15 protein-coding genes are annotated in these 19,703 nt (G+C 71.8%); 11 read left to right on the forward strand and 4 right to left on the reverse strand.

The window, feature by feature from the left end; genetic code table 11:
* Positions 1-54 precede the first annotated feature (54 nt).
* Positions 55-1,266, forward strand: coding sequence for a site-specific DNA-methyltransferase (locus KVF89_RS28680; RefSeq protein ID WP_257430549.1), 1,212 nt, complete (start codon positions 55-57; stop codon positions 1,264-1,266).
* A gap of 141 nt (positions 1,267-1,407) precedes the next feature.
* On the opposite strand, the gene KVF89_RS28685 is transcribed toward KVF89_RS28680, so the two are convergent.
* Positions 1,408-2,871 (reverse strand): WS/DGAT/MGAT family O-acyltransferase, encoded by a 1,464-nt coding sequence (locus KVF89_RS28685; protein WP_257430550.1) that lies wholly within the window; start codon positions 2,869-2,871, stop codon positions 1,408-1,410.
* A 184-nt stretch (positions 2,872-3,055) separates the two neighbouring features.
* On the opposite strand from KVF89_RS28685, the gene KVF89_RS28690 reads away from it, so the two are divergent.
* The gene (locus KVF89_RS28690; RefSeq protein WP_257430551.1) at positions 3,056-4,561 is read left to right on the forward strand and encodes a DUF2510 domain-containing protein; all 1,506 of its coding nucleotides are present in this window, start codon (positions 3,056-3,058) and stop codon (positions 4,559-4,561) included.
* 10 nt (positions 4,562-4,571) lie between these two features.
* On the opposite strand, the gene KVF89_RS28695 is transcribed toward KVF89_RS28690, so the two are convergent.
* Entirely contained in the window at positions 4,572-5,699 is a 1,128-nt protein-coding gene (locus tag KVF89_RS28695) for a glutamate--cysteine ligase (RefSeq protein ID WP_257430552.1), read from the reverse strand.
* 43 nt (positions 5,700-5,742) lie between these two features.
* Here KVF89_RS28695 and KVF89_RS28700 point away from each other — a divergent pair, with 43 nt between their 5' ends.
* A complete protein-coding gene (locus KVF89_RS28700) occupies positions 5,743-7,089 on the forward strand; it encodes a threonine/serine exporter family protein (protein WP_257430553.1) in 1,347 nt (448 codons plus the stop codon).
* A gap of 135 nt (positions 7,090-7,224) precedes the next feature.
* A complete protein-coding gene (locus KVF89_RS28705; RefSeq protein ID WP_257430554.1) occupies positions 7,225-7,503 on the forward strand; it encodes a hypothetical protein in 279 nt (92 codons plus the stop codon).
* Between the two features lie 83 nt (positions 7,504-7,586).
* Here KVF89_RS28705 and KVF89_RS28710 read toward each other — a convergent pair whose 3' ends face one another.
* Positions 7,587-8,192: a TetR/AcrR family transcriptional regulator gene (locus tag KVF89_RS28710; protein ID WP_257430555.1), complete on the reverse strand. Its 606-nt coding sequence runs from the start codon at positions 8,190-8,192 to the stop codon at positions 7,587-7,589.
* 40 nt (positions 8,193-8,232) lie between these two features.
* Between KVF89_RS28710 and KVF89_RS28715 the strand changes: the two genes are divergently transcribed.
* The 7 genes from KVF89_RS28715 to hrpA all read left to right on the forward strand — a co-directional run bounded on the left by KVF89_RS28715 (position 8,233) and on the right by hrpA (position 17,636).
* A complete protein-coding gene (locus KVF89_RS28715) occupies positions 8,233-9,777 on the forward strand; it encodes a flavin-containing monooxygenase (protein WP_257430556.1) in 1,545 nt (514 codons plus the stop codon).
* Complete coding sequence (locus KVF89_RS28720) at positions 9,774-10,610, forward strand: SDR family NAD(P)-dependent oxidoreductase (protein ID WP_257430557.1); 837 nt, start codon at positions 9,774-9,776, stop codon at positions 10,608-10,610. The genes KVF89_RS28715 and KVF89_RS28720 overlap by 4 nt, the downstream gene beginning before the upstream one ends.
* Before the next feature lie 26 nt (positions 10,611-10,636).
* Positions 10,637-11,734, forward strand: coding sequence for an FUSC family protein (locus KVF89_RS28725; RefSeq protein WP_257430872.1), 1,098 nt, complete (start codon positions 10,637-10,639; stop codon positions 11,732-11,734).
* 66 nt (positions 11,735-11,800) lie between these two features.
* Entirely contained in the window at positions 11,801-12,241 is a 441-nt protein-coding gene (locus KVF89_RS28730; RefSeq protein WP_257430558.1) for an SRPBCC family protein, read from the forward strand.
* A 347-nt stretch (positions 12,242-12,588) separates the two neighbouring features.
* Positions 12,589-13,083, forward strand: a complete 495-nt coding sequence (locus KVF89_RS28735; protein ID WP_257430873.1) for a SigE family RNA polymerase sigma factor — start codon at positions 12,589-12,591, stop codon at positions 13,081-13,083.
* A complete protein-coding gene (locus tag KVF89_RS28740) occupies positions 13,080-13,754 on the forward strand; it encodes a hypothetical protein (protein WP_257430559.1) in 675 nt (224 codons plus the stop codon). Before KVF89_RS28735 ends, KVF89_RS28740 begins: the two co-directional genes overlap by 4 nt.
* A gap of 54 nt (positions 13,755-13,808) precedes the next feature.
* Positions 13,809-17,636, forward strand: coding sequence for an ATP-dependent RNA helicase HrpA (gene hrpA / locus KVF89_RS28745; RefSeq protein WP_257430560.1), 3,828 nt, complete (start codon positions 13,809-13,811; stop codon positions 17,634-17,636).
* 209 nt (positions 17,637-17,845) lie between these two features.
* Here hrpA and KVF89_RS28750 read toward each other — a convergent pair whose 3' ends face one another.
* Positions 17,846-19,417, reverse strand: a complete 1,572-nt coding sequence (locus KVF89_RS28750; protein WP_257430561.1) for an RCC1 domain-containing protein — start codon at positions 19,415-19,417, stop codon at positions 17,846-17,848.
* Between the last annotated feature and the right edge of the window lie 286 nt (positions 19,418-19,703).

Below are 19,703 nucleotides of genomic sequence, written 5' to 3' on the forward strand. Positions count from 1 at the left end.
CCCGCTGCAACCGATCTCGCGCCGGCCTGTGGACGACGTGCGAGGATCGGCGCCGTGGGCGCCGATCCGGGACCGTGGAACACCTTCATCGAGGGCGACAACCTCGACGTGCTCGCCGCCGTGCTCGAAGGCAGGCCGGACGCCGTGCCGACGGAGTACGACCTGATCTATCTCGACCCGCCCTACAACACCGGCAACGACTTCGCCTACCACGACGACTTCAAGGGCAAGCGCGGCGCGGGGGCGGCCGGGCGGCATGCGACGTGGGTGGACTACCTGCGTCCCAGGATCGAGGCCGGGCACCGGGTGCTGGCCGAGACCGGCGCGCTCTACGTCAGCATCGACGACCACGAGGTCGCCCATCTGCGGCTGCTCCTCGACGAGGTGTACGGCGAGGCGAACTTCCTGGCCCAGATCGTCGTCAACCTCAACCCGAAGGGGCGGCAGCTGGGGAGGGGCTTCGCGACGTCGCACGAGTACCTGCTCGTCTACGCGAAGGACGCCGCCCGGTGCGTGCTCGACGCCTCGTCGGCGCACACCGTGGTGGAGGGGGACTTCCCGCTCGAGGCGCCCGACGGTCGTCGCTACCGCCGGCTCCCGTTGCGCAACACCAACAAGCGGTTCAACCCGCTCTCCACGCCGACCCTGCACTACGCGCTCTGGGGCGAGCCCGCCACCGGTCGGGTGGCGACCGCGCCGTTCGACGGCGCGGTCGAGGTCAAGCCCGTCTTCGGCGACGGTACGCCGGCGGTGTGGCGCTGGTCCCGCCCGCGGGTCGACGAGCGGCCCGACGACCTCGAGTGCCGGGTCGTGCGCGGGGCGCGGGGCGAGCGGGTGGACATCTACCAGCGCGACTGGCGGCACCCGGTCGGCGGCCGGCGCAAGAAGCTGCGCACCATCTGGCTCGCCGAGGAGGTCGGCTCCACCGACACCGCGGTCGCCGAGCTCAAGGACCTGGTCGGACACGTCTTCGAGTCGCCCAAGCCGACCGGCCTGCTGCTGCGGGTGCTCGGCACGATGCCCGACGATGCGCGGGTGCTCGACTACTTCGCCGGCAGCGGGACCACCGGGCATGCGGTGGCGCTGGCCAACGCGGCCGACGGTGGCCGGCGCACCTGTCTGTCGGTGAACTCCGCCGAGCCGACCCGGCCCGGCTCCAACGCGGAGCGGGCCGGCCACGCGACGGTGTCCGCGATCACCCGGGCCCGGCTGCGGGCCGCGGCCGAGCGCGTCGGCGGCGGCTTCGCCGAGCTGTTCGTCGAGTAGCCCGAGCCCCGGTCGCTGGAGTGAGCTGGTGGAGTTGAGTCGTCACATCTGACCCATTGAACCGTCAATTCCGTTCATCGCCGATGGCCGCCGGATCCAGAAAGTGACGACTCGACGGGTCAGATGTGACGACTCAACGGGTCAGGAGACTCCCGCGGCCTTCTCCAGCGCGGCGAGCTCGTCGTCGAGGAAGGTCAGCAGCCGCTGCAGGTGCGGGACGGTGCGCCGGCAGCCGGTGAGGCCGAAGCCCATGTTGCCGGCGTACGACGTGCAGGTGATGTTGAGCGCCATGCCGTTGATCGGGATCGAGACGGGGTAGTTGCCGACCAGCTGCGCGCCGTTCCAGTAGTGGGGGACGCGCGGCCCCGGGACGTTGCTGATGATCAGGTTGTACGGCGGCCGCACGATGCCCTGCATCCGCAGCATCGGCACCACGATGGACGGCGCCATGCCGATCGCGCTCATCGCGACGATCTGGGCGGGCGTCATCGACGACAGCGCCTCCTTGCCGTCCTTCATGGACCGGCTGATCGTGCGCAGTCGGTCGGCCGGGTCGGCCCGGTCGGTGGCCAGGCGGACCATCACCGACCCGATCGCGTTTCCGCCGTCCGCCGAGGGCGTCCCGGCCTGGCGGCCCTTGAGACCGACCGGGACCATGGAGACCATCGATTGCTCGGGCAGGGCGTCGAGCTCGGTCAGGTAGGTCCGCATGGCGCCGCTGCACATGGCGAGCACGACGTCGTTGATCGTCGTGTCGGTGGCCTTGCCGACGCCGCGGATCCGCTCCACCGGCCAGTCCTGGGCCGCGAACCGGCGGGCGCCGGTGATCGACTGGTTGAAGATCGTGCGCGGCGCGGCCAGCGACACCGCGGACGTCTCGTTGCGCAGGCCCTTGCGCAGGGTCCTGACCAGCGCGAGCGGCATCCCGGCCGCGTCGGCGCTGACACTGAGCGCCGTCCGGACGGCGTCCCCGGGCAGGTCGGCGAGGGTGCGGGCGGCCGTTGCGGCCGCGTCGACCGCGGCAGCCGGGAGCGAATCGGGTTCGTCGGGCCCCGGCCGGCGCCGACGGCCCGCACCGTCGGCGAAGGGCGCGGGCATGGCGCGGCGGTCGGCGTCGGAGGAGAGCACGCTCGCCATCAGCCGCATCGCGGAGATGCCGTCGACGAGGGCATGGTGGAGCTTGGTGTACATCGCCACCCGGCCGTCGGCCAGCCCCTCGATGACATGGGTCTCCCACAACGGCCGCTCCCACGCCAGCCGGGTGGAGTGCAGTCGGCCGACCAGCTCGAGCAGCTCGCGGACCCGGCCCGGCTGGGGGAGCGCGCTGTGCCGCACGTGGTGCTCGATGTCGAACTGCTCGTCCTCGCGCCAGACCAGGGTGCCGCCGGTCCGCACCGACCGGTAGGGGTGCTTGAGGAAGAGCGGCGCGATCCGCTCGGTGTCGCGCATCGACTCGAACATCTCCCGGACGAAGTCGGGGCCCGCGCCCGCCGGCGGCTCGAAGAGCTGGAGGCCGCCGACGTGCATGGGCATGTTGCGGTTCTCGGCGAGCAGGAAGGCGGTGGCGGTGGGGTCGATCAGGCGGTTGCCGGGAACGGAGACCACGGAGCAGCCCCTTTCGTCGCAGGTGTCCTGATCCTTGCGTGTCGTGACGGGCGTCACAAGCCGAACGGGTCGGATCGCCACGGCCCGCGAGCGGGAGGCGTGAGCGGCGATCCGGTGGGGTAGGAGGCCCGCACGCGGCCGCACCGGAACGGATGGGGCTGCCCGCGACGAGGGGGAATGGGCCTTGAGCAAGATCACCCCGCCCGGCTGGTACCCGGACGGTGACGGCTGGGAGCGACGCTGGGACGGCGACGCCTGGACCGACGACCGCCGCTTGATGACGAGGTTCGCACCCGTCGAGGAGACGACCCGGGCGCGGTCCACGCCGCCGCCGGCCGCGTCGTACCCGGTCCCGTCGTACCCGGTCCCGCCGCAGCCGGTCGCCCCGCAGCCGATCGCCCCGCAGCCGGCTGTCCACACGCACCCGGCGTGGCCCGCGCAGCCCGCGCCCGCGCAGCCCGCGCCCGGGCAGGTCGTGCCGCCCGGCCACGGCGTCCCGGGCACCCGCCGCCGTCTCGGGCTGTGGATCACGCTGGGCGTCGTCCTCGTGCTCCTGGCCGGTGCCGCGGGCGCCCTGGCCGCGCTGCGCCCCTGGGAGGACGGCGACCCGGCCGCGGTGGAGGGTGACGGCCCGGGCGGTGGGGATCGCCCGGCCACCGTCCAGGGGGACGTGGACGGCGACGGGCACGGCGACGCCATCTACTACTTCTCCCCGGACTACGACAGCACCACGAAGATCACCGCGTCCAGCAACGGCACGGTGTTCACCACGAGTGAGCTCGCGGTGGACGAGTCGCGGGAGCCCGACGAGCTCTACCTCGACTGGGACGGCGACGGCGCCAACGAGTCACTCACCTGGGCCTTCGTCGACGACGCCAACCAGCTGACCCTGTCGTCGTCCGACCGGGAGTTCCCCGGCGACCAGACCTTCCGGCTGCAGCTGTCCTCGCTCAAGGAGTACGGCGTCCGGATCCAGGTCCAGCCCGGCGACTTCGACGGGGACGGTGACGTCGACCTCGCCGTCGCCGGTCCCAACGACCGGGCCGTCGACGTCCAGGTCCTCATCGGTGACGGGGCGGGCGGGTTCGCCGAGCCGGTGCGCTGGGCCGCGCTGTCCAACGCCACGGTCGACTCGACCGAGATCCGCGCCGGCGACTTCGACCACGACGGCAGGACCGACCTGTGGACCCGGCTGCCGGCGGAGAAGCTGACCGACGAGGACTACTCCGGCTACTACTCCGGCAACCAGGGCTACGCGATGCTGACCTCGACCGGAGCGGACTTCGAGGTCGGTGCCGTCTTCGAGAGCGACCTCGCGGCCGACGCGCACCTCGTCGGTGACGTCACGGGCGACGGCACGACCAGCCTGGTGACCGTCCAGGCCAGCGGCTACGACGAGACGGTCGAGGTCAAGGTCTTCGACCTGGCCTCGGGCCGGCCGCAGGAGGTGGCCGGGTTCGCGGGGTCCTCCACGATCGGCCAGCGCAGCCTCCAGGGCGCCACGCTCAGCGACGTGGACGGCGACGGCCGCGCGGACGTGGTGTTCGTGGTCAAGGCGTACCAGGAGTCGAAGTTCACCGGCGTCCAGGTGATGCGGTCCACCGGCTCGACGTTCGAACGCGCGACGGTGTGGGCCGAGACCCCGCCGTGCGACAGCACGGACTGCCGGATCGAGTTCCCCGGGTCGTAGGCCCGTCGGCCTACAGGCCGGCCCTCAGCTCCGAGACCACCGAGTCGACCACGGCGACCAGGTCGTTGCCGGTCCGCTCGGCGACCGCCCGTTGGCGGACGTACGACGGCCCGCGGGTCGCGATCTCCAGCACCGAGGCCAGCTCCGCCTCGCAGCCCAGCCGGGCCGCGACCGGCTCCAGGCGGGGGACCAGCTCGGCGAGGTCCTCGGTGACCAGCCGCTCGCGGGAGTCGCCGTCGAGGATCACGATCGCGTCGACGCCGTACCGCGCGGCGCGCCACTTGTTCTCCTGCACGTGCCACGGCGGCATCGTGGTCAGGGTCTCGCCGGCGGCGACCCGCTCGTCGAGCCACACCACCAGGCAGTGCATGAGCGCGACCAGGCCCGCCATGTCGGCCAGGGTGGAGACGCCGTCGCAGATCCGGTTCTCCAGCGTGCCGTGCTTGGTCGCCGGCCGGACGTCCCAGCGGATCTCGCTGAGCTCGTCGATGACGCCGGTCGTGATCTGGTCGTGGGCGAAGCGCTCGAACTCCGCCCAGGTCTCGAACTGGAACGGCAGGCCCGCGGTCGGCAGCTGCTGGAACATCAGCGCCCGGTTGGAGGCGTACCCGGTGTCGACGCCCATCCAGATCGGCGAGGACGCCGAGAGCGCCTGGAGGTGGGGGTAGTAGGTGAGCAGCCCGGAGAGGACCTGCATCACGCGGTCCCTCTCCGGCAGGCCGACGTGCACGTGCACGCCCCAGATGAGCATCTGCCGCCCCCACCACTGGGTGCGGTTGATCAGCTCGGCGTACCGGTGACCCTCGGTCAGCTGCTGCCCGGTCCAGTCCGCGAAGGGGTGGGTCCCGGCGCCGTACAGGTCCAGGTCGAGGTCGTCGGCCGCGGCGGCGACGTGGCGCAGGGTCTCGCGCAGGTCGGTCATCGCCTCCCCGACGGTGCCGCAGACGCCGGTCACGACCTCGACGGTGTTCTTCAGCAGCTCCTTGTGGAGCTTGTCCGGCGCGGGCATCCGCGGCTTGGCCCGGGCGAACAGATGGGCGGCGTCGTTGCGGAGGTCGCGGGTGCGGCGATCGACGAGTGCGAACTCCCACTCCACCCCCAGCGTCGGCTCGGGTGAGCCGTGGAAGTCGATGCGCACGCGACCAGCGTAGAGCGCTGCGCGGACCTGACACCATGGCGACATGGACGACCTGCGGACCCTGCACCGCACGCTCGACCTGTGTCTCAAGGTCGGGGAGGTGCTGCTCTCCTCCGGGGCCGGCGCCCCCGACGTGGTGGCGACGATGCGGGCGCTGGCGCGGGCGCTCGGCGTGCGCCACACGCAGGTCGACGTCACCTTCACCTCGCTGGCGATGAGCGTCCAGCAGGGCCCCGACGAGCCGCCGGTGGTGCAGCTCCGGGCGGTCACCCAGCGCGAGATCGACTACGAGGACCTCACCCGGGTCGACCACCTGGTGCGCGAGGTCGTCGCCGGCCGCATCGACCTCGAGGGCGCCCGCACCGAGGTGGCGCAGATCGTGTCCTCGGGACATGCCCGGCCGCGCTGGGCCGCGACCCTCGGGTGGGGGCTGATGTGCGCCGGGGTCGGCCTCCAGCTCGGCGGCAACCTCGTCGTCGTCCTCGTCGCGATGCTGGCCGCGATCTGCATCGACCGCCTCCAGCTGCTGATGACCCGGCGCCGGCTGCCGGGGTTCTACCAGCAGGTCGCCGGCGGTGTCGTGGCCACGGTCCTGGCCGCGCTCGGCACCCGGCTCGCCGAGCCGTGGCTGCATCTCAACGCGTCGCTGGTCGTGACCGCCAACATCATCATGCTGCTCGCCGGCATCGGCTTCATGGGCGCGATCCAGGACGCCCTGTCCGGCTTCTTCGTCACGGGTGGCGCCCGGATCCTCGAGGCGGTGCTCGCCACCGCGGGCATCATCGCCGGGGTCAGTGGCGGGCTGTCCCTGTGCGCCGCGGTCGGCCTGGACATCCCGGAGCTCACGCTGCCCAGGTTCGACCTGGTGGGCGTGAGCGCGCTCGGGGTGGGTGGCGCGGTCGCGGCGGCGGCCTTCGCGTTCGCGTCGTACGCACCCCTGCGCACGCTGCTCCCGGTCGGCATCCTCGGCGGCGTCGCCCTGGTGGTCACCCAGGTCGTGGTCGAGGCCGGCTTCGGGCGCACCTGGGCGGTCGGTCTCGCGGCCTTCCTGATCGGCCTGTTCGGCTACACCGTCGGCCGCACCTTCCGGGTGCCGCCCCTGGTGGTCGTCGTCTCGGCCGTCGTCCCCCTGCTCCCCGGCCTCTCGATCTACCGTGGCCTGTTCCTGCTCGGAGAGGAGGGCGGCCGGCAGGCGGCCCAGGGCCTGCTCGCCATGGTCACCGCCGCCTCCATCGCCATCGCCCTGGCCTCCGGCGTGATCCTCGGCGAGTACGTCGCCCAGCCGGTCATGCGCGAGGCCCGCCGGGTCGAGGCCCGTCTCGCCGGCCCCCGCCTGGTCGGCGTCACCCGGGCCCGTCGTCGGAACCGGCCTCGCGCGCGAGGCCGGTGACGGCGGCGCGCGTCCCAGATGTTTCACCTGACGTTTCCGTGGGAGGCTCCTCACGCTTCCCGGACCGCGGTGCTCATCCGCGAGCATCCGGGATGCGCCTATCGCGATCATTCGCCTGAACTACGGAGACAACCTATGAAGAAGACCACCCTCGGCCTCGGCAGCATCATCCTCGCGGCTGCCTTCTCGCTCACCGCGTGTGGTGGTGCCGACGAGGGCAAGCTCGCCGAGGAGTACTGCGAGCTGGCCAAGGACGCGCAGGACGCCGCCGAGTCGGGCGACGCCGACAAGATGCAGAAGGCGTCCGACGCTCTCCTGAAGTGGGCCGACGACAACAAGGACGAGAAGGGCGACGAGAAGGAGTTCACCGACGCCGTCAAGGACGAGTGCGGCGACGTGGCGAACCTGTCCTGACCTGATCGCGCCTGGCGAGCCGGGATCCCCACTGACGGGGATCCCGGCTCGTCACTTTTTCGGCCGGCCCGGATCTCGCCTGATCAGGGGAGGGTGTCGATGATCGCGGGGAGGGACGCGGTGATCACCTGGAGCAGGTCGTCGCGCGACAGGCCGGCGGGGGTGTCGCACCAGGTGAGGACGAGGTCCTCGACCATGGCCTGCCAGGCGTGGATGACGAGGCGGACGGCGGGGGTGTCGGGCAGCTCGAGAGTGCCGGTGTCGACGGTGAAGAAGCGGTCGGCGAGGGCGGCGAAGGTGGTCTCGTAGATGGCACGCAGCGCGTCGTTGCTCCCCGACGCGGCCTTGACCAGCGAGCGGTAGCCGGCCTGGTTGGAGACGACGTAGTCGACGTAGCCGGTGATGGAGCCGAGCAGTCGCTCGAGCGGCTCGCCCTCGCTCGGGGGAGCGGTCCGCGCGTAGAGGTCGTCGGCCGCGTGCTGGACGACCGCCTCGTAGAAGCCCAGCTTGGTGCCGAAGTAGTGGTACAGCAGCCCCCGGGAGATGCCGGCCTCCTCCGCGAGGACGTCGATGGAGAGCTCGTCGAGCGACCGGGTCGCGAGCAGCCGGACGCCGATGTCGAGCAGCTGGGTACGACGCTCGTCCGGTGAGAGCCGGGTGCGGGAGGTGGTCGCGGTCACGTCCCCCATTCTATTGACAGATGTTCAATAACGCCAATAGCGTCATCCCATGAGTGCTACTCCGGGTCGCAGCAATGTCGACCACCTCATCGTCGGCGCCGGCTTCGCCGGCCTGGCCGCCGCCATCAAGCTCGACGAGGCCGCCGAGCGCGACTTCGTCGTGATCGAGAAGGACAGCGACGTCGGGGGCACCTGGCACATCAACACCTACCCCGGTGCCGAGTGCGACGTCCCGAGCCAGCTCTACTCCTACTCCTTCGCGCTCAACCCCGACTGGTCGAAGGTCTACTCGCCGCAGCGGGAGATCTGGGAGTACACCCGCAAGGTCGCCGAGGAGTCCGGCACGCTCGACCGCTTCGTCTTCGACACCGCCGTCCTCGACGCCCGGTGGGACGACCAGGCGCAGCGCTGGATCGTGCGGACCGAGGGGCCCGCCGGCGTCACGGAGTACGCCGCCCGCACGGTGATCTCCGGCTCCGGTGGCCTCTCCGAGCCACGGCTGCCCGAGATCGAGGGCATCGACGACTTCCAGGGCGAGATCTTCCACTCGGCCCGTTGGGACCACGACGTCGACCTCGCCGGCAAGCGGGTCGCCGTCATCGGCACCGGCGCCTCCGCCATCCAGCTCGTGCCCGAGCTGCAGAAGGTCCTGAGTGCATCCGGGGGCCACCTGGACGTCTACCAGCGCACGCCCAACTGGGTCATCCCGCGCAACGAGCGCTCCTTCACCGCCTTCGAGAAGGCCGTGTTCAAGCGGGTGCCCGGCGCCCAGCGCGCGCTCCGGTCCCTCGTCTACGCCACCCTCGAGTCCCGCGTGCCCGCCTTCGCGAAGTTCCCGCAGGCGATGCGCGCCGTCGAGCTCCAGGGCAGGCGGAACATCGCCAAGGGCATCAGCGACCCCGAGCTGCGCCGCAGGGTCACCCCGGACTACCGCGCCGGCTGCAAGCGGATCCTGATCTCCAACAAGTGGTACCCCGCACTCGACGCCGACAACGTCGACCTGGTCACGGACCCCATCGCCAAGATCACCGGGGACGCGATCGTCTCCGCCGACGGCGTCGAGCGGCCGATCGACGTGCTCGTCGTGGCCACCGGCTTCTACGTGACCGAGCCCCCGATCGCGCAGCACGTCACCGGCCGGGCGGGCCGCACGCTCGCCGACGTCTGGGACGACGGTGGCATGGCGGCGTACAAGGGGACCACGATCCACGGCTTCCCCAACCTCTTCCAGCTCGTAGGCCCCAACACGGCGCTCGGCCACTCCAGCATGATCTTCATCATCGAGTCGCAGGTGAAGTACGTCGTCGAGGCCGCGAAGGCGATGCGCCGCGAGGGCCTCGCCACCGTCGAGCCGACCCGGGCCGCGCAGGACGCGTGGACCGCCGAGATCCGCCACAAGATGAAGCCGACCGTGTGGCAGACCGGCGGCTGCGCCAGCTGGTACCTCGACAAGTTCGGCAACAACACCACCCTGTGGCCGGGCCAGACCTTCACCTTCCGGCAGCACCTGAGCAGGTTCGACCTCGACAAGTACGACGTCCAGGCCGACGGCCGAGGTCACCGCAGCACCCAGCGAGAGGAAGTCAGCGCATGAAGCACCTCAACAACAAGGTCGTCGTGATCACCGGCGCGGGCTCGGGCATCGGCCGCGCGCTCGCGGTCAACCTCGCCGGCAAGGGCGCCCGGCTGGCGCTCTCCGACGTCGACGACGCCGGGCTCACCGAGACCGCGGCGCTGGCCAAGGACGCCGGCGCCCCCGATGTCCACACCGCCCGTCTCGACGTGGCCGATCGCGCCGCGTTCACGGCGTACGCCGCTGAGGTGGCCGGGCACTTCGGCCAGGTCAACGTGGTCATCAACAACGCCGGCGTGGCACTGGCCGGGGACGTCGTCGACCTCGACTACCAGGACATGGAGTGGATCGTCGGCATCAACTTCTGGGGGGTCGTGCACGGCACCAAGGAGTTCCTGCCGCACCTGATCGCCTCCGGTGACGGTCACGTCGTCAACCTGTCGTCGCTCTTCGGCCTGCTCGCGATGCCCGGCCAGAGCGCCTACAACGCGACCAAGTTCGCGGTCCGCGGCTTCACTGAGGCACTGCGCGAGGAGATGCTCATCGCCGGCCACCGGGTCGGTGTGACGTCGGTCCACCCCGGTGGCATCAAGACCGCGATCGCCCGCAACGCCCGGGTCTCCGACAAGGAGGACAAGGCCGCGACGGCGAAGCTCTTCGACGAGAAGCTCGCGAAGATGACGCCCGAGCGGGCCGCGGAGATCATCGTCAAGGGCATCGTGAAGAACCAGGCGCGCGTCCTCGTCGGCCTCGACGCCCACGCGCTGCACACCTTCCAGAAGTTCACCGGCTCGCGCTACGAGGACGTCGTCGCGCTCGTCTCCAAGAGGGTGCTCCCGGCCAAGGCCGTCTAACCCCTAGGGTCTCCTCTGTGGAGGCGATGTCCGACGGGGTGCTCGACCGGATGTGGTCGCGCAGCCGCCTGTCGCTGCGCGGTCGCATCGACCGGTGGCGCGACAAGCTGTGGGTGGTCGCGCAGTGCTCGGCCGCGGCCGGGGTGGCCTGGTTCATCGCCCACGACCTGCTCGGCCACGACCTGCCGTTCTTCGCGCCGATCGCCGCGGTGCTGTGCCTGGGCACGTCGTACGGCCAGCGGCTGCGGCGGGTCATCGAGGTCATGCTCGGCGTCGCGATCGGCGTCTTCATGGCCGACGTCCTGGTCGCGGGGATCGGCTCGGGCGCCTGGCAGCTCGCCCTGATCGTCTTCCTCTCGATGTCGATGGCGCTGCTGCTCGACGCCGGGATCATGTTCGTGTCCCAGGCGGCGGTGCAGTCGATCGTGGTCACCGTGCTGCTTCCCGGAGCCGGCGGGGCCTTCCTGCGCTGGACGGACGCGGTCATCGGCGGGTGCGTGGCCCTGGTCGCCGCGATGGTCGTCCCCGCGGCGCCCCTGCGCCGTCCCCGGGAGCAGGCCGCCGCCGTCGCCCGCAAGATCGCCGAGCTGCTGCGCGCCGCGTCCGACGTGATGGTCGACGGCGAGGTCACTCCCGCGCTCGAGCTCCTCGCCGACGCCCGCCGCACGGACCGCCTCATCCGCGAGCTGCAGGCCGCCGCCGAGGAGGGGATGTCGGTGGTGAACTCCTCGCCCTTCCGGGTCCGCCACCGCGAGCCGCTGCGCCGGATGGTCGAGCTGGTCGACCCGCTGGACCGCGCGCTGCGCAGCACCCGCGTCCTCGTCCGGCAGACCTCGATCACCGCGTACCGGCGGCTGCCGGTGCCGTCCTCCTACGCCCTGCTCGCGGCGGACCTCGCCCGCGCGGCCGACGAGGTCGCCGACGAGCTCAAGGCGAACCGGATCGCGACCGCCGCCCGCGACGACATCCTGGCCGTCGGTGCGGCGACCGGGCAGGTCGAGCGCAGCGGCGTGCTCGCGGTCGAGGCGATCCTCTCCCAGCTGCGGGCGATCGTCGCCGACCTGCTCATGGTCACCGGGATGGGCCAGCTCGAGTCGACCGACGCGCTGCCGCCGCCGCGCTGATCGTCGCCCCGCTGATCGCCGGCGCGGACCCCGCGAGAACCCGCGACGGCGTGTCACACTTCCGCCGTGACGAACGTGGTGGAGCAGAGCGTCGAGATCGCGGCGCCGATCGGCAAGGTGTTCGCGTACGTCGACGACTTCAGCACCACGAAGGACTGGATGTACGGCCTCAGCAGGATCGAGCCGGTCACCGAGCAGCTGCGCGGGGTCGGCGCCCAGTACGACGGTGTGATGAAGGTCGGCGTACCGCTCAAGGCCCGGATCGAGTGCACCGCCTGGGAGCAGGACCGGCTGCTCGAGCTGACCTCGGTCAAGGGGATCGAGACCACCCAGCGGTGGAGCTTCACCGACCTCGGCGGTGGTCGGACCCGCGTGGACGCGTGGATCAGCTACACGCTGCCCGGCGGCCCGGCCGGCAAGGCGATCGCCGGCGCGGTCAAGCCCGTCGTCGGCGTCGCGGTCAAGCACTCCAGCGAGGCGCTGGTCCGCAACGTCGAGGCGCTGTGACTCGGTCGACCGCGATTACCCGAGCTCCCACAGGGCGCTGATAGGAAGCGCGCGGTGCCGCGGCCCGAAGGCCAGCGTTTCTGTCCCGCAGTAGAGAACGATGCCGGCCAGCAGATCGTCCCCCAGCCGCTCGGCCAGGTGGCGGATGCCGCGGAAGTCTCAGGACGCACGCCCTGGTGTTCTTCTGGTCGCACCTCCTATGTTCTTCTCGTCGCACAGGTTGTGAACGTTTCGTCGCAAGCGACGGTCCATGCAGGATCACCGCCACGGTCGAGCGCCCAACCGATCCGTGATCCGTTCCGTCAACAAGGCAACAGTGCCGGACGGAGAGGAGCAGGGTGAGCAGCATGCGGGACGAGGAGTTCGCGGTCTATGTCGCCGAGCGGCGGCCACAGCTGTTCCGGGCGGCATGGCTGCTGTGCGGTGACTCCCACCAGGCCGAGGACATCGTCCAGGCGGCCCTGACGCGGCTGTACGTCGCGTGGCCGCGGGTGCGGCGGGCGGACTCGATCGACGCGTACGTGCGCCGGGCCGTCGTGAACGCACACCTCGACGAGGGCCGCCGGCCGTGGCGGCGGGAGGCGGCAGCGGGCGAGGGACTGCCCGAGGTCGCGGTGTCCGCCTCCGCGGTCGAGGAGCACGACGCGCTGTGGCGGGCGCTGCGCGCCCTGCCGCCCGGCCAGCGCCGGGTGGTCGTGCTGCGGCACTGGTGGGGACTCAGCGTCGAGGAGACCGCCGCCGACCTCGACGTCAGCACCGGAACCGTGAAGAGCCAGACCTCCGCCGCCCTCGCCGCCCTCCGGGTGGCGCTGGCCGACGACTTGACCAAGGAGACATCATGACCGACCTGATCGACACCGACCTGGCCGCGCGCCTCTACCACCTGAGCGACGGTGCGCCCGTGCCGACGGTCGCCACCGCCGATGACGTACGACGGGGGCGGGGCCGGCTGCGTCGCCGGCGCCTGGCCCGGGTGGGTGCCGGTGGCACCACGCTCGCGGTGGCGACCGTGACCGGGCTCGCGCTCGGCGTACCGGGGACCCAGCAGGCGGCGCCCGCGCCGACCGCCCAGCAGCCGCCCGCGGTGCAGGCACCCCAGCAGGCACCCCGGCAGGTCCCCCAGCAGGCGCCGGGGGAGGCGGTGGCCGCGAAGGTGGAGGCTCTCGCCCGGACGCAGGGGCACGCCGTCGTGAGGCTCGACCAGTTGCTCGCGATGTCCAGCGTGCTGGAGGACGACTTCGGCCGAGAGACGACGCAGCTGGCGATCGGGGCCTCGGTCACCTGGCAGGGTGCCGGCGCCGACGAGTGCCCGGCGGGCTGGGACTGCCGCGACGCCGACGTCGCCGACGCCTCCCGGGCCAAGGTCGCCTCCGACGACACGACCACCCAGGTGATCGCGGAGTTTCCGCAGGGTGTCGTGATCCTGTCCTTCACGACGGCGGACGCGTTCCCGGCGGACCTGGCGTACCGCGACCCGAGTCCCGACCCGGCCGGGCTGCGCCTGCGCGACTGACCGCCCGAATCCAGGTCGATCCGGTGGGGGTGGTGATGGGACAATGGCCGCGCTGTGGACATCACCTACCCGCCCGACCTCCCGGTCAGCACCCGACGCGACGACATCGCTGCCGCGATCCGTGACCACCAGGTCGTGATCGTCGCGGGTGAGACCGGCTCCGGCAAGACCACCCAGCTGCCCAAGATCTGTCTCGAGCTGGGCAGGGGGGCGCCGGGGGAGGACGGCCGGCCGCGGATGGTCGGGCACACCCAGCCCCGCCGGATCGCGGCCCGCTCGGTCGCCGAGCGGATCGCCGAGGAGCTGGGGACCGAGCTGGGGGACCTGGTCGGCTACCAGGTCCGGTTCACCGACCGGACCTCGAAGCAGAGCCGGGTCAAGCTGATGACCGACGGCATCCTGCTGGCCGAGCTGCAGCGCGACCGGATGCTGCGCCGCTACGACACGATCATCATCGACGAGGCCCACGAGCGCAGCCTCAACATCGACTTCCTGCTGGGCTACCTCCGTCAGCTGCTGCCGAAGCGGCCCGACCTCAAGGTGGTCATCACCTCCGCGACCATCGACGTCGAGCGGTTCGCGGCGCACTTCGACGCGCCCGTCATCGAGGTCTCCGGGCGGACCTACCCGGTCGAGGTGCGCTACCGGCCGTTGATGGACCTGCCTGAGGACGATGACGAGGGCGAGCCCATCGTCAGGGACCAGACCGAGGCGGTCGTCGACGCCGTCAAGGAGCTCTCGGCCGAGGGGCCCGGCGACATCCTGGTCTTCCTCCCCGGCGAGCGCGAGATCCGCGACACCGCCGAGGCGCTCGCCCCACTGGGAGACGCCAATCCCGGTGGATACGGCCGCGGCGTCGACGTACTCCCGCTCTTCTCGCGGCTCTCCGCCGCTGAGCAGCACCGCGTGTTCGCGCCCGCCACGAGCTCGCGGCGCCGTGTCGTCCTGGCCACCAACGTCGCCGAGACGTCGCTGACGGTGCCCGGCATCCGCTACGTCATCGACACCGGTGTCGCGCGCATCTCGCGCTACTCCGCGCGCACCAAGGTCCAGCGCCTCCCCATCGAGCCGATCAGCCAGGCCTCCGCCAACCAGCGCTCCGGCCGCTGCGGCCGGGTGGCCGCGGGCATCGCCATCCGGCTGTACGCCGAGGAGGACTTCGAGGCCCGGCCCGAGTTCACCGATCCCGAGATCCTGCGGACCAACCTGGCCTCCGTCATCTTGCAGATGACCTCGCTGGGGCTCGGCGACATCGAGCGCTTCCCGTTCGTCGAGCCGCCGGACCGCCGCAACGTCCAGGCCGGCACCCAGCTGCTCGAGGAGCTCGGCGCGGTGTCCGGCCGTGGCGAGCTCACCAAGATCGGCCGTCGGCTCGCCCGGCTGCCGATCGACCCGCGGCTGGGCCGGATGCTGCTGGAGGCCGAGCGGCTCGGCTGCGTGCGCGACGTCCTCGTCATCGTCGCCGCCCTCTCGCTCCAGGACCCGCGCGAGCGACCGGGCGCGGACCGCCCGGCCGAGCGGGCGCAGGCCGACCAGCTCCACGCGCGCTTCAAGGCCGAGGACTCCGACTTCCTCGCCTGGCTCAACCTGATGAGCCATCTGCGCCAGCAGCAGAAGGAGCTCTCGGGGAGCGCCTTCCGCCGGATGTGCAAGCGCGAGTACCTCAACTACCTGCGCGTGCGCGAGTGGCAGGAGTTCGTCGCCCAGCTGCGTCAGGTCACCAAGGAGATGGGCATCCGCCTGGAGGCGCCGAGCGAGACTCCTGACGCCGATGGCATCCACCAGGCGCTGCTCTCCGGCCTGCTCTCCCATGTCGGCGTCCTCGAGGAGCGTGAGAAGCCCGGCAAGTCGGGGCCCGGGTCGCGGCAGGCCGGGCGTCGCCCGGGACCGCGGGAGTACCTCGGCGCCCGCGGCGCGAAGTTCGCGATCTTCCCCGGCTCCGGCCTGGCCCGGCGGAACCCGCCGTTCGTCATGGCCGGCGAGCTCGTCGAGACCGGTCGGCTCTGGGCCCGCCAGAACGCCGCGATCGACCCGCTCTGGGCCGAGCGGCTCGGCGCCCACCTCGTGAAGCGGACCTACTCCGAGCCGAGCTGGTCCCGCAAGCGCCAGGCGGTCATGGCCCGTGAGCGGGTCACCCTGTACGGCGTACCGCTGGCCGCCGATCGCGCCGTCTCCTACGGCAAGGTCGATCCCGAGCTGTCGCGCGAGATCTTCATCCGGCACGCCCTCGTCTACGGCGAGTGGGACACCCGCCACCACTTCTTCCGCGACAACCGGCGGCTGCTGGAGCAGGCCGAGGAGCTCGAGCACCGGGCCCGGCGCCGGGACCTGGTCGTCGACGAGCACACGCTCTTCGACTTCTACGACGCCCGCGTGCCGGAGGGGATCGTCAGCGGCGCGCACTTCGACCGCTGGTGGCGCGACGCCCGGCGCGAGCAGCCCGAGCTGCTCACCTTCGACCCGGCGATGCTCACCCACGACACCGCCGACGAGGTCCGCGAGGCGGACTACCCGGAGGAGTGGTCGGTCGCGGGCGGGCTGACCTTCCCGATCAGCTACCACTTCGAGCCGGGCGCGAAGGACGACGGCCTCACCATCGACATCCCCGTCGGCACCCTCAACCGGGTCGACGACGACGACTTCTCCTGGATCGTCCCCGGGCTGCGCGAGGAGCTGGTCACCGAGCTGATCCGCAGCCTCCCGAAGCAGCTGCGGGTCAGCTTCGTGCCGGCACCGAACACCGCGCGGGAGTTCCTGGCCGCCGTACCCGCGGGGGAGGAGGCGCTGCTCACCGCGCTGGAGCGCCATCTGCGCTCCACCACGGGGGTGCACGTGCCCCGCGAGGCCTGGGGCCTGTCGACGCTGCCGGAGCACCTCAAGCCGACGTACCGGGTGGTCGACGAGGACGGCCGGGTGGAGGGGCGCGGCAAGTCGCTCGCCGACCTCAAGGCCCCGCTGCAGCCCCAGTTCGAGAAGGCGATGGCCGCCGTCGCCTCCGACTCGGGCGTGGCCCGCTCCGGGGAGACCGACTGGGTCTTCGACGAGATCCCCGCCACCGCCACCTGGACCCGCGCCGGCCACGAGGTCGAGGCCTATCCCGGCCTGGTCGACGAGGTCGCCAGCGTCGGACTGCAGGTCTTCGGCTCCGCCGACGAGCGCGACGCGCGGCACCGGCTGGCCGTCGTCCGGCTGGCGTTGCTGGCGCTCGGCTCCGCGCCGCTCGCCGGAGTCGTCGAGGGACTGGGCAACGCCGACAAGCTCGGCCTCGCCGGGACGCCCTATCCCGGCGTGCCCGCGATCCTCGACGACTGCCTGCGCGCCGTCGTCGTCGACGTCGTCGACGCCCGACCTCCGGTGCGCAGCCGGGAGGAGTACGACGCTCTGCTGGCCGCCCTGCGCCCGAGTGCCGCCGCGGGCGTGCGTGAGGTGCTCGCCGAGCTGCTCCGGGTGTTGGCGACCTGGCGCGAGGTCGACCGCCTGCTCAGCGGCCGGGCCGACCTGCCGATGCTCCCGGCGCTCACCGACCTGCAGGGCCAGCTCGGGCGGCTCGTGCACGACGGCTTCGTCGGTGAGGCCGGCGCCACCCGGCTGCGTCGCTACCGCACCTGGCTGGCGGCGATGCGCGAGCGTCGTACCGCGCTCGAGACCGGCGGCCCCGCCGCCCTCATGAAGGACCGTCAGCGGATGGACGTCCTCCAGCCGCTCCAGGACGCCTACCTCGCGCGGATCGCGGCCCTTCCCGAGGGCCGGCCCGCCGGCGCCGGCCTGCGGGCGATCCGGTGGATGCTCGAGGAGTACCGGGTCTCGCTGTGGGCCCAGCAGCTCGGCACCGACGGCCCGATCTCGGACGTGCGGATCCGCAAGGCCCTCGACTCCCTCTGACCCCGACCCGGCGCAGACTGAACTCTGAGTCGCGCCGACCCGGCGCAGACTGAACTCTGAGTCGCGCCGACCCGGCGCAGACTGAACTCTGAGTCGCGCCGACCCGGCGCAGACTGAACTCTGAGTCGCGCCGACCCGGCGCAGACTGAGCTTCCGCCCTGTTCAATCTGAGCCGGGTCGGCGCGCTGAGCCATTCAACCTGAGCCGGGTCAGCGCAGGGCGTACCCGTTCACGCTGCCCGCGCCGATCGCCACCACTCCGGTCAAGGAGAGCTCCACGGGAGTCGGGATGCCGCCGGTGATGGGGGAGGGGCCGGTCTTGGGTGCGCCGTTGCCGACCTGCCCGGCCTGGTGATCGCCCCAGGCCCAGACGCGGCCGGAACCCGTCAGCGCGTATCCGGTGTGGTCGCCGCCGGCGATGCGACTGACCCCGGTGAGGGTCACGTTGAATAGCGGGGTGAGCTGGGGACTGCCGCCGTTGTCGAAGGCGACATCGCCGTAGCGGCCCGATCCCCAGCTGAAGACGACGCCACCGGCCTGGACCCGGAATCCGGCGGCACCGCTCGCGCCGATCGCGACGGCGAGGAAGCCGGGCTGGATGTTGATGGGCTGATCGCGGTGGGCCGCCAGCCCGTGGCCGATCTCGCCCTGGTTGCCGTAGCCCCAGGCCCAGACCTCGCCGCTCGCCCGGCGGACGTAGGCGGTGGCATGACCGGCCGCGATGGCGGTGGCGTCGTTGATGAAGTCGACCTCGACGGGCGTCGACGCGTCGGTGCCGGACGTGTTGTTGCCGAGCTGACCCACGCCGCCCACGCCCCAGGAGCGGACGTGTCCGTCGGCCAGGACGGCGTACGCGTTGTAGCCGCCGGCCGCGATGGCGACTGCCGGTCCGGGCAGGTTGACCTTGACCGGTACGCGGGAGTGGTAGCCGAGGCCGGACAGGCCGTTGCCCAACTGACCGTAGCGGCCCGATCCCCAGGCCCACACCGTGCCGTCCGACTTCAGCGCATAGGCGGACTCCCGGTTGGCGGCGATCGCGGTGACGCCGGTCAGCCCGGCGACCCGCACGGGCCAGGAGCGGTCACCCGTGCGGCCGTTGCCGAGCTCACCGTTCTGGTTGAAGCCCCATGCCCAGACCGTGCCGTCGCCGCACAGGCCGTACGTCGACCGCGAGCCTCCGGTGATCGCCTGGAGCCCGCGGACGCGCGGGATCTCGACCGGCGCGAGTCGGTCGGTCGCGTCCGCCGTTCCGAGACGGCCGTGGTCGCCCTCGCCCCAGCCGTACGCCGTCGTCCCCGACGTCGAGCAGAAGGTCGGCACGGCGTAGGTGACCGACGCGACCTTGCGCTTGCCGTGGGGCTTCACGCGGACCTTCCTCTTGCTCACCTGGGGCGTCACCTGCTGGTCGAAGAGCTCGATCGACTCGGCCTTGATCTTGTAGACGCCCGGCGCCAGGCGCTTGAGGTTGGTGGTCTTCTTGATGACCTTCTTGAACTTCTTCTTCTGACCAGGCTGCTTCGGCCCCTTGACGGTGACCTTGACCAGCGACGCTGCCTCAGCCGGGTGTTGGAGCTGGACGCGCAGGCCCTTCTTGCCTTGCTGAGCACGCGGGCCCGCTGTCGCGTGCGCGGCGGCGTCGTCGGCGGAGCCCGGACGTGCGGACGCCTGTGGCGTCGTGGCCGAGGAGGTGACGGCCGGCAGGACCGCGGCCGCGCCGACGCTGGTGGCGAGGGCGGTGCCGAGGCACAGCACCCTGAACCGGAGAAGATGCGGACTGGTCATGCGGACTCCCGGGGCAGCGAAAAGTGAGTTGGGTCACGGTAGCCGGAGGAGCGCCGCACGACCAGGCATTGCGGAGGGGCGGACCAGAGCGCGGACTCGACCGTCGCGTGCTCAACCTGAGCCGGGTCGGCGAGCTGAGTTGTTCAACCTGAGCCGGGTCGGCGAGCTGAGTTGTTCAATCTGAGCCGGGTCGGCGAGCTGAGTTGTTCAATCTGAGCCGGGTCGGGGAGATCGAGCACACCGGGCCGGGAGCGCCTCACGGCGCAGGGCCGCTCGTGGCGGCTTG

This window comes from Nocardioides carbamazepini (assembly GCF_024614185.1).
Lineage (GTDB): Bacteria > Actinomycetota > Actinomycetes > Propionibacteriales > Nocardioidaceae > Nocardioides > Nocardioides carbamazepini.

Coding starts and splice junctions, on each gene's coding strand:
- KVF89_RS28735 (WP_257430873.1), top strand. CDS start 12,589: ATGCGGGACGAGGAGTTCGCGGTCTATGTCGCCGAGCGGCGGCCACAG.
- KVF89_RS28710 (WP_257430555.1), bottom strand. CDS start 8,192: ATGGGGGACGTGACCGCGACCACCTCCCGCACCCGGCTCTCACCGGAC.
- KVF89_RS28740 (WP_257430559.1), top strand. CDS start 13,080: ATGACCGACCTGATCGACACCGACCTGGCCGCGCGCCTCTACCACCTG.
- KVF89_RS28700 (WP_257430553.1), top strand. CDS start 5,743: ATGGACGACCTGCGGACCCTGCACCGCACGCTCGACCTGTGTCTCAAG.
- KVF89_RS28725 (WP_257430872.1), top strand. CDS start 10,637: ATGTCCGACGGGGTGCTCGACCGGATGTGGTCGCGCAGCCGCCTGTCG.
- KVF89_RS28720 (WP_257430557.1), top strand. CDS start 9,774: ATGAAGCACCTCAACAACAAGGTCGTCGTGATCACCGGCGCGGGCTCG.
- KVF89_RS28715 (WP_257430556.1), top strand. CDS start 8,233: ATGAGTGCTACTCCGGGTCGCAGCAATGTCGACCACCTCATCGTCGGC.
- KVF89_RS28750 (WP_257430561.1), bottom strand. CDS start 19,417: ATGACCAGTCCGCATCTTCTCCGGTTCAGGGTGCTGTGCCTCGGCACC.
- KVF89_RS28705 (WP_257430554.1), top strand. CDS start 7,225: ATGAAGAAGACCACCCTCGGCCTCGGCAGCATCATCCTCGCGGCTGCC.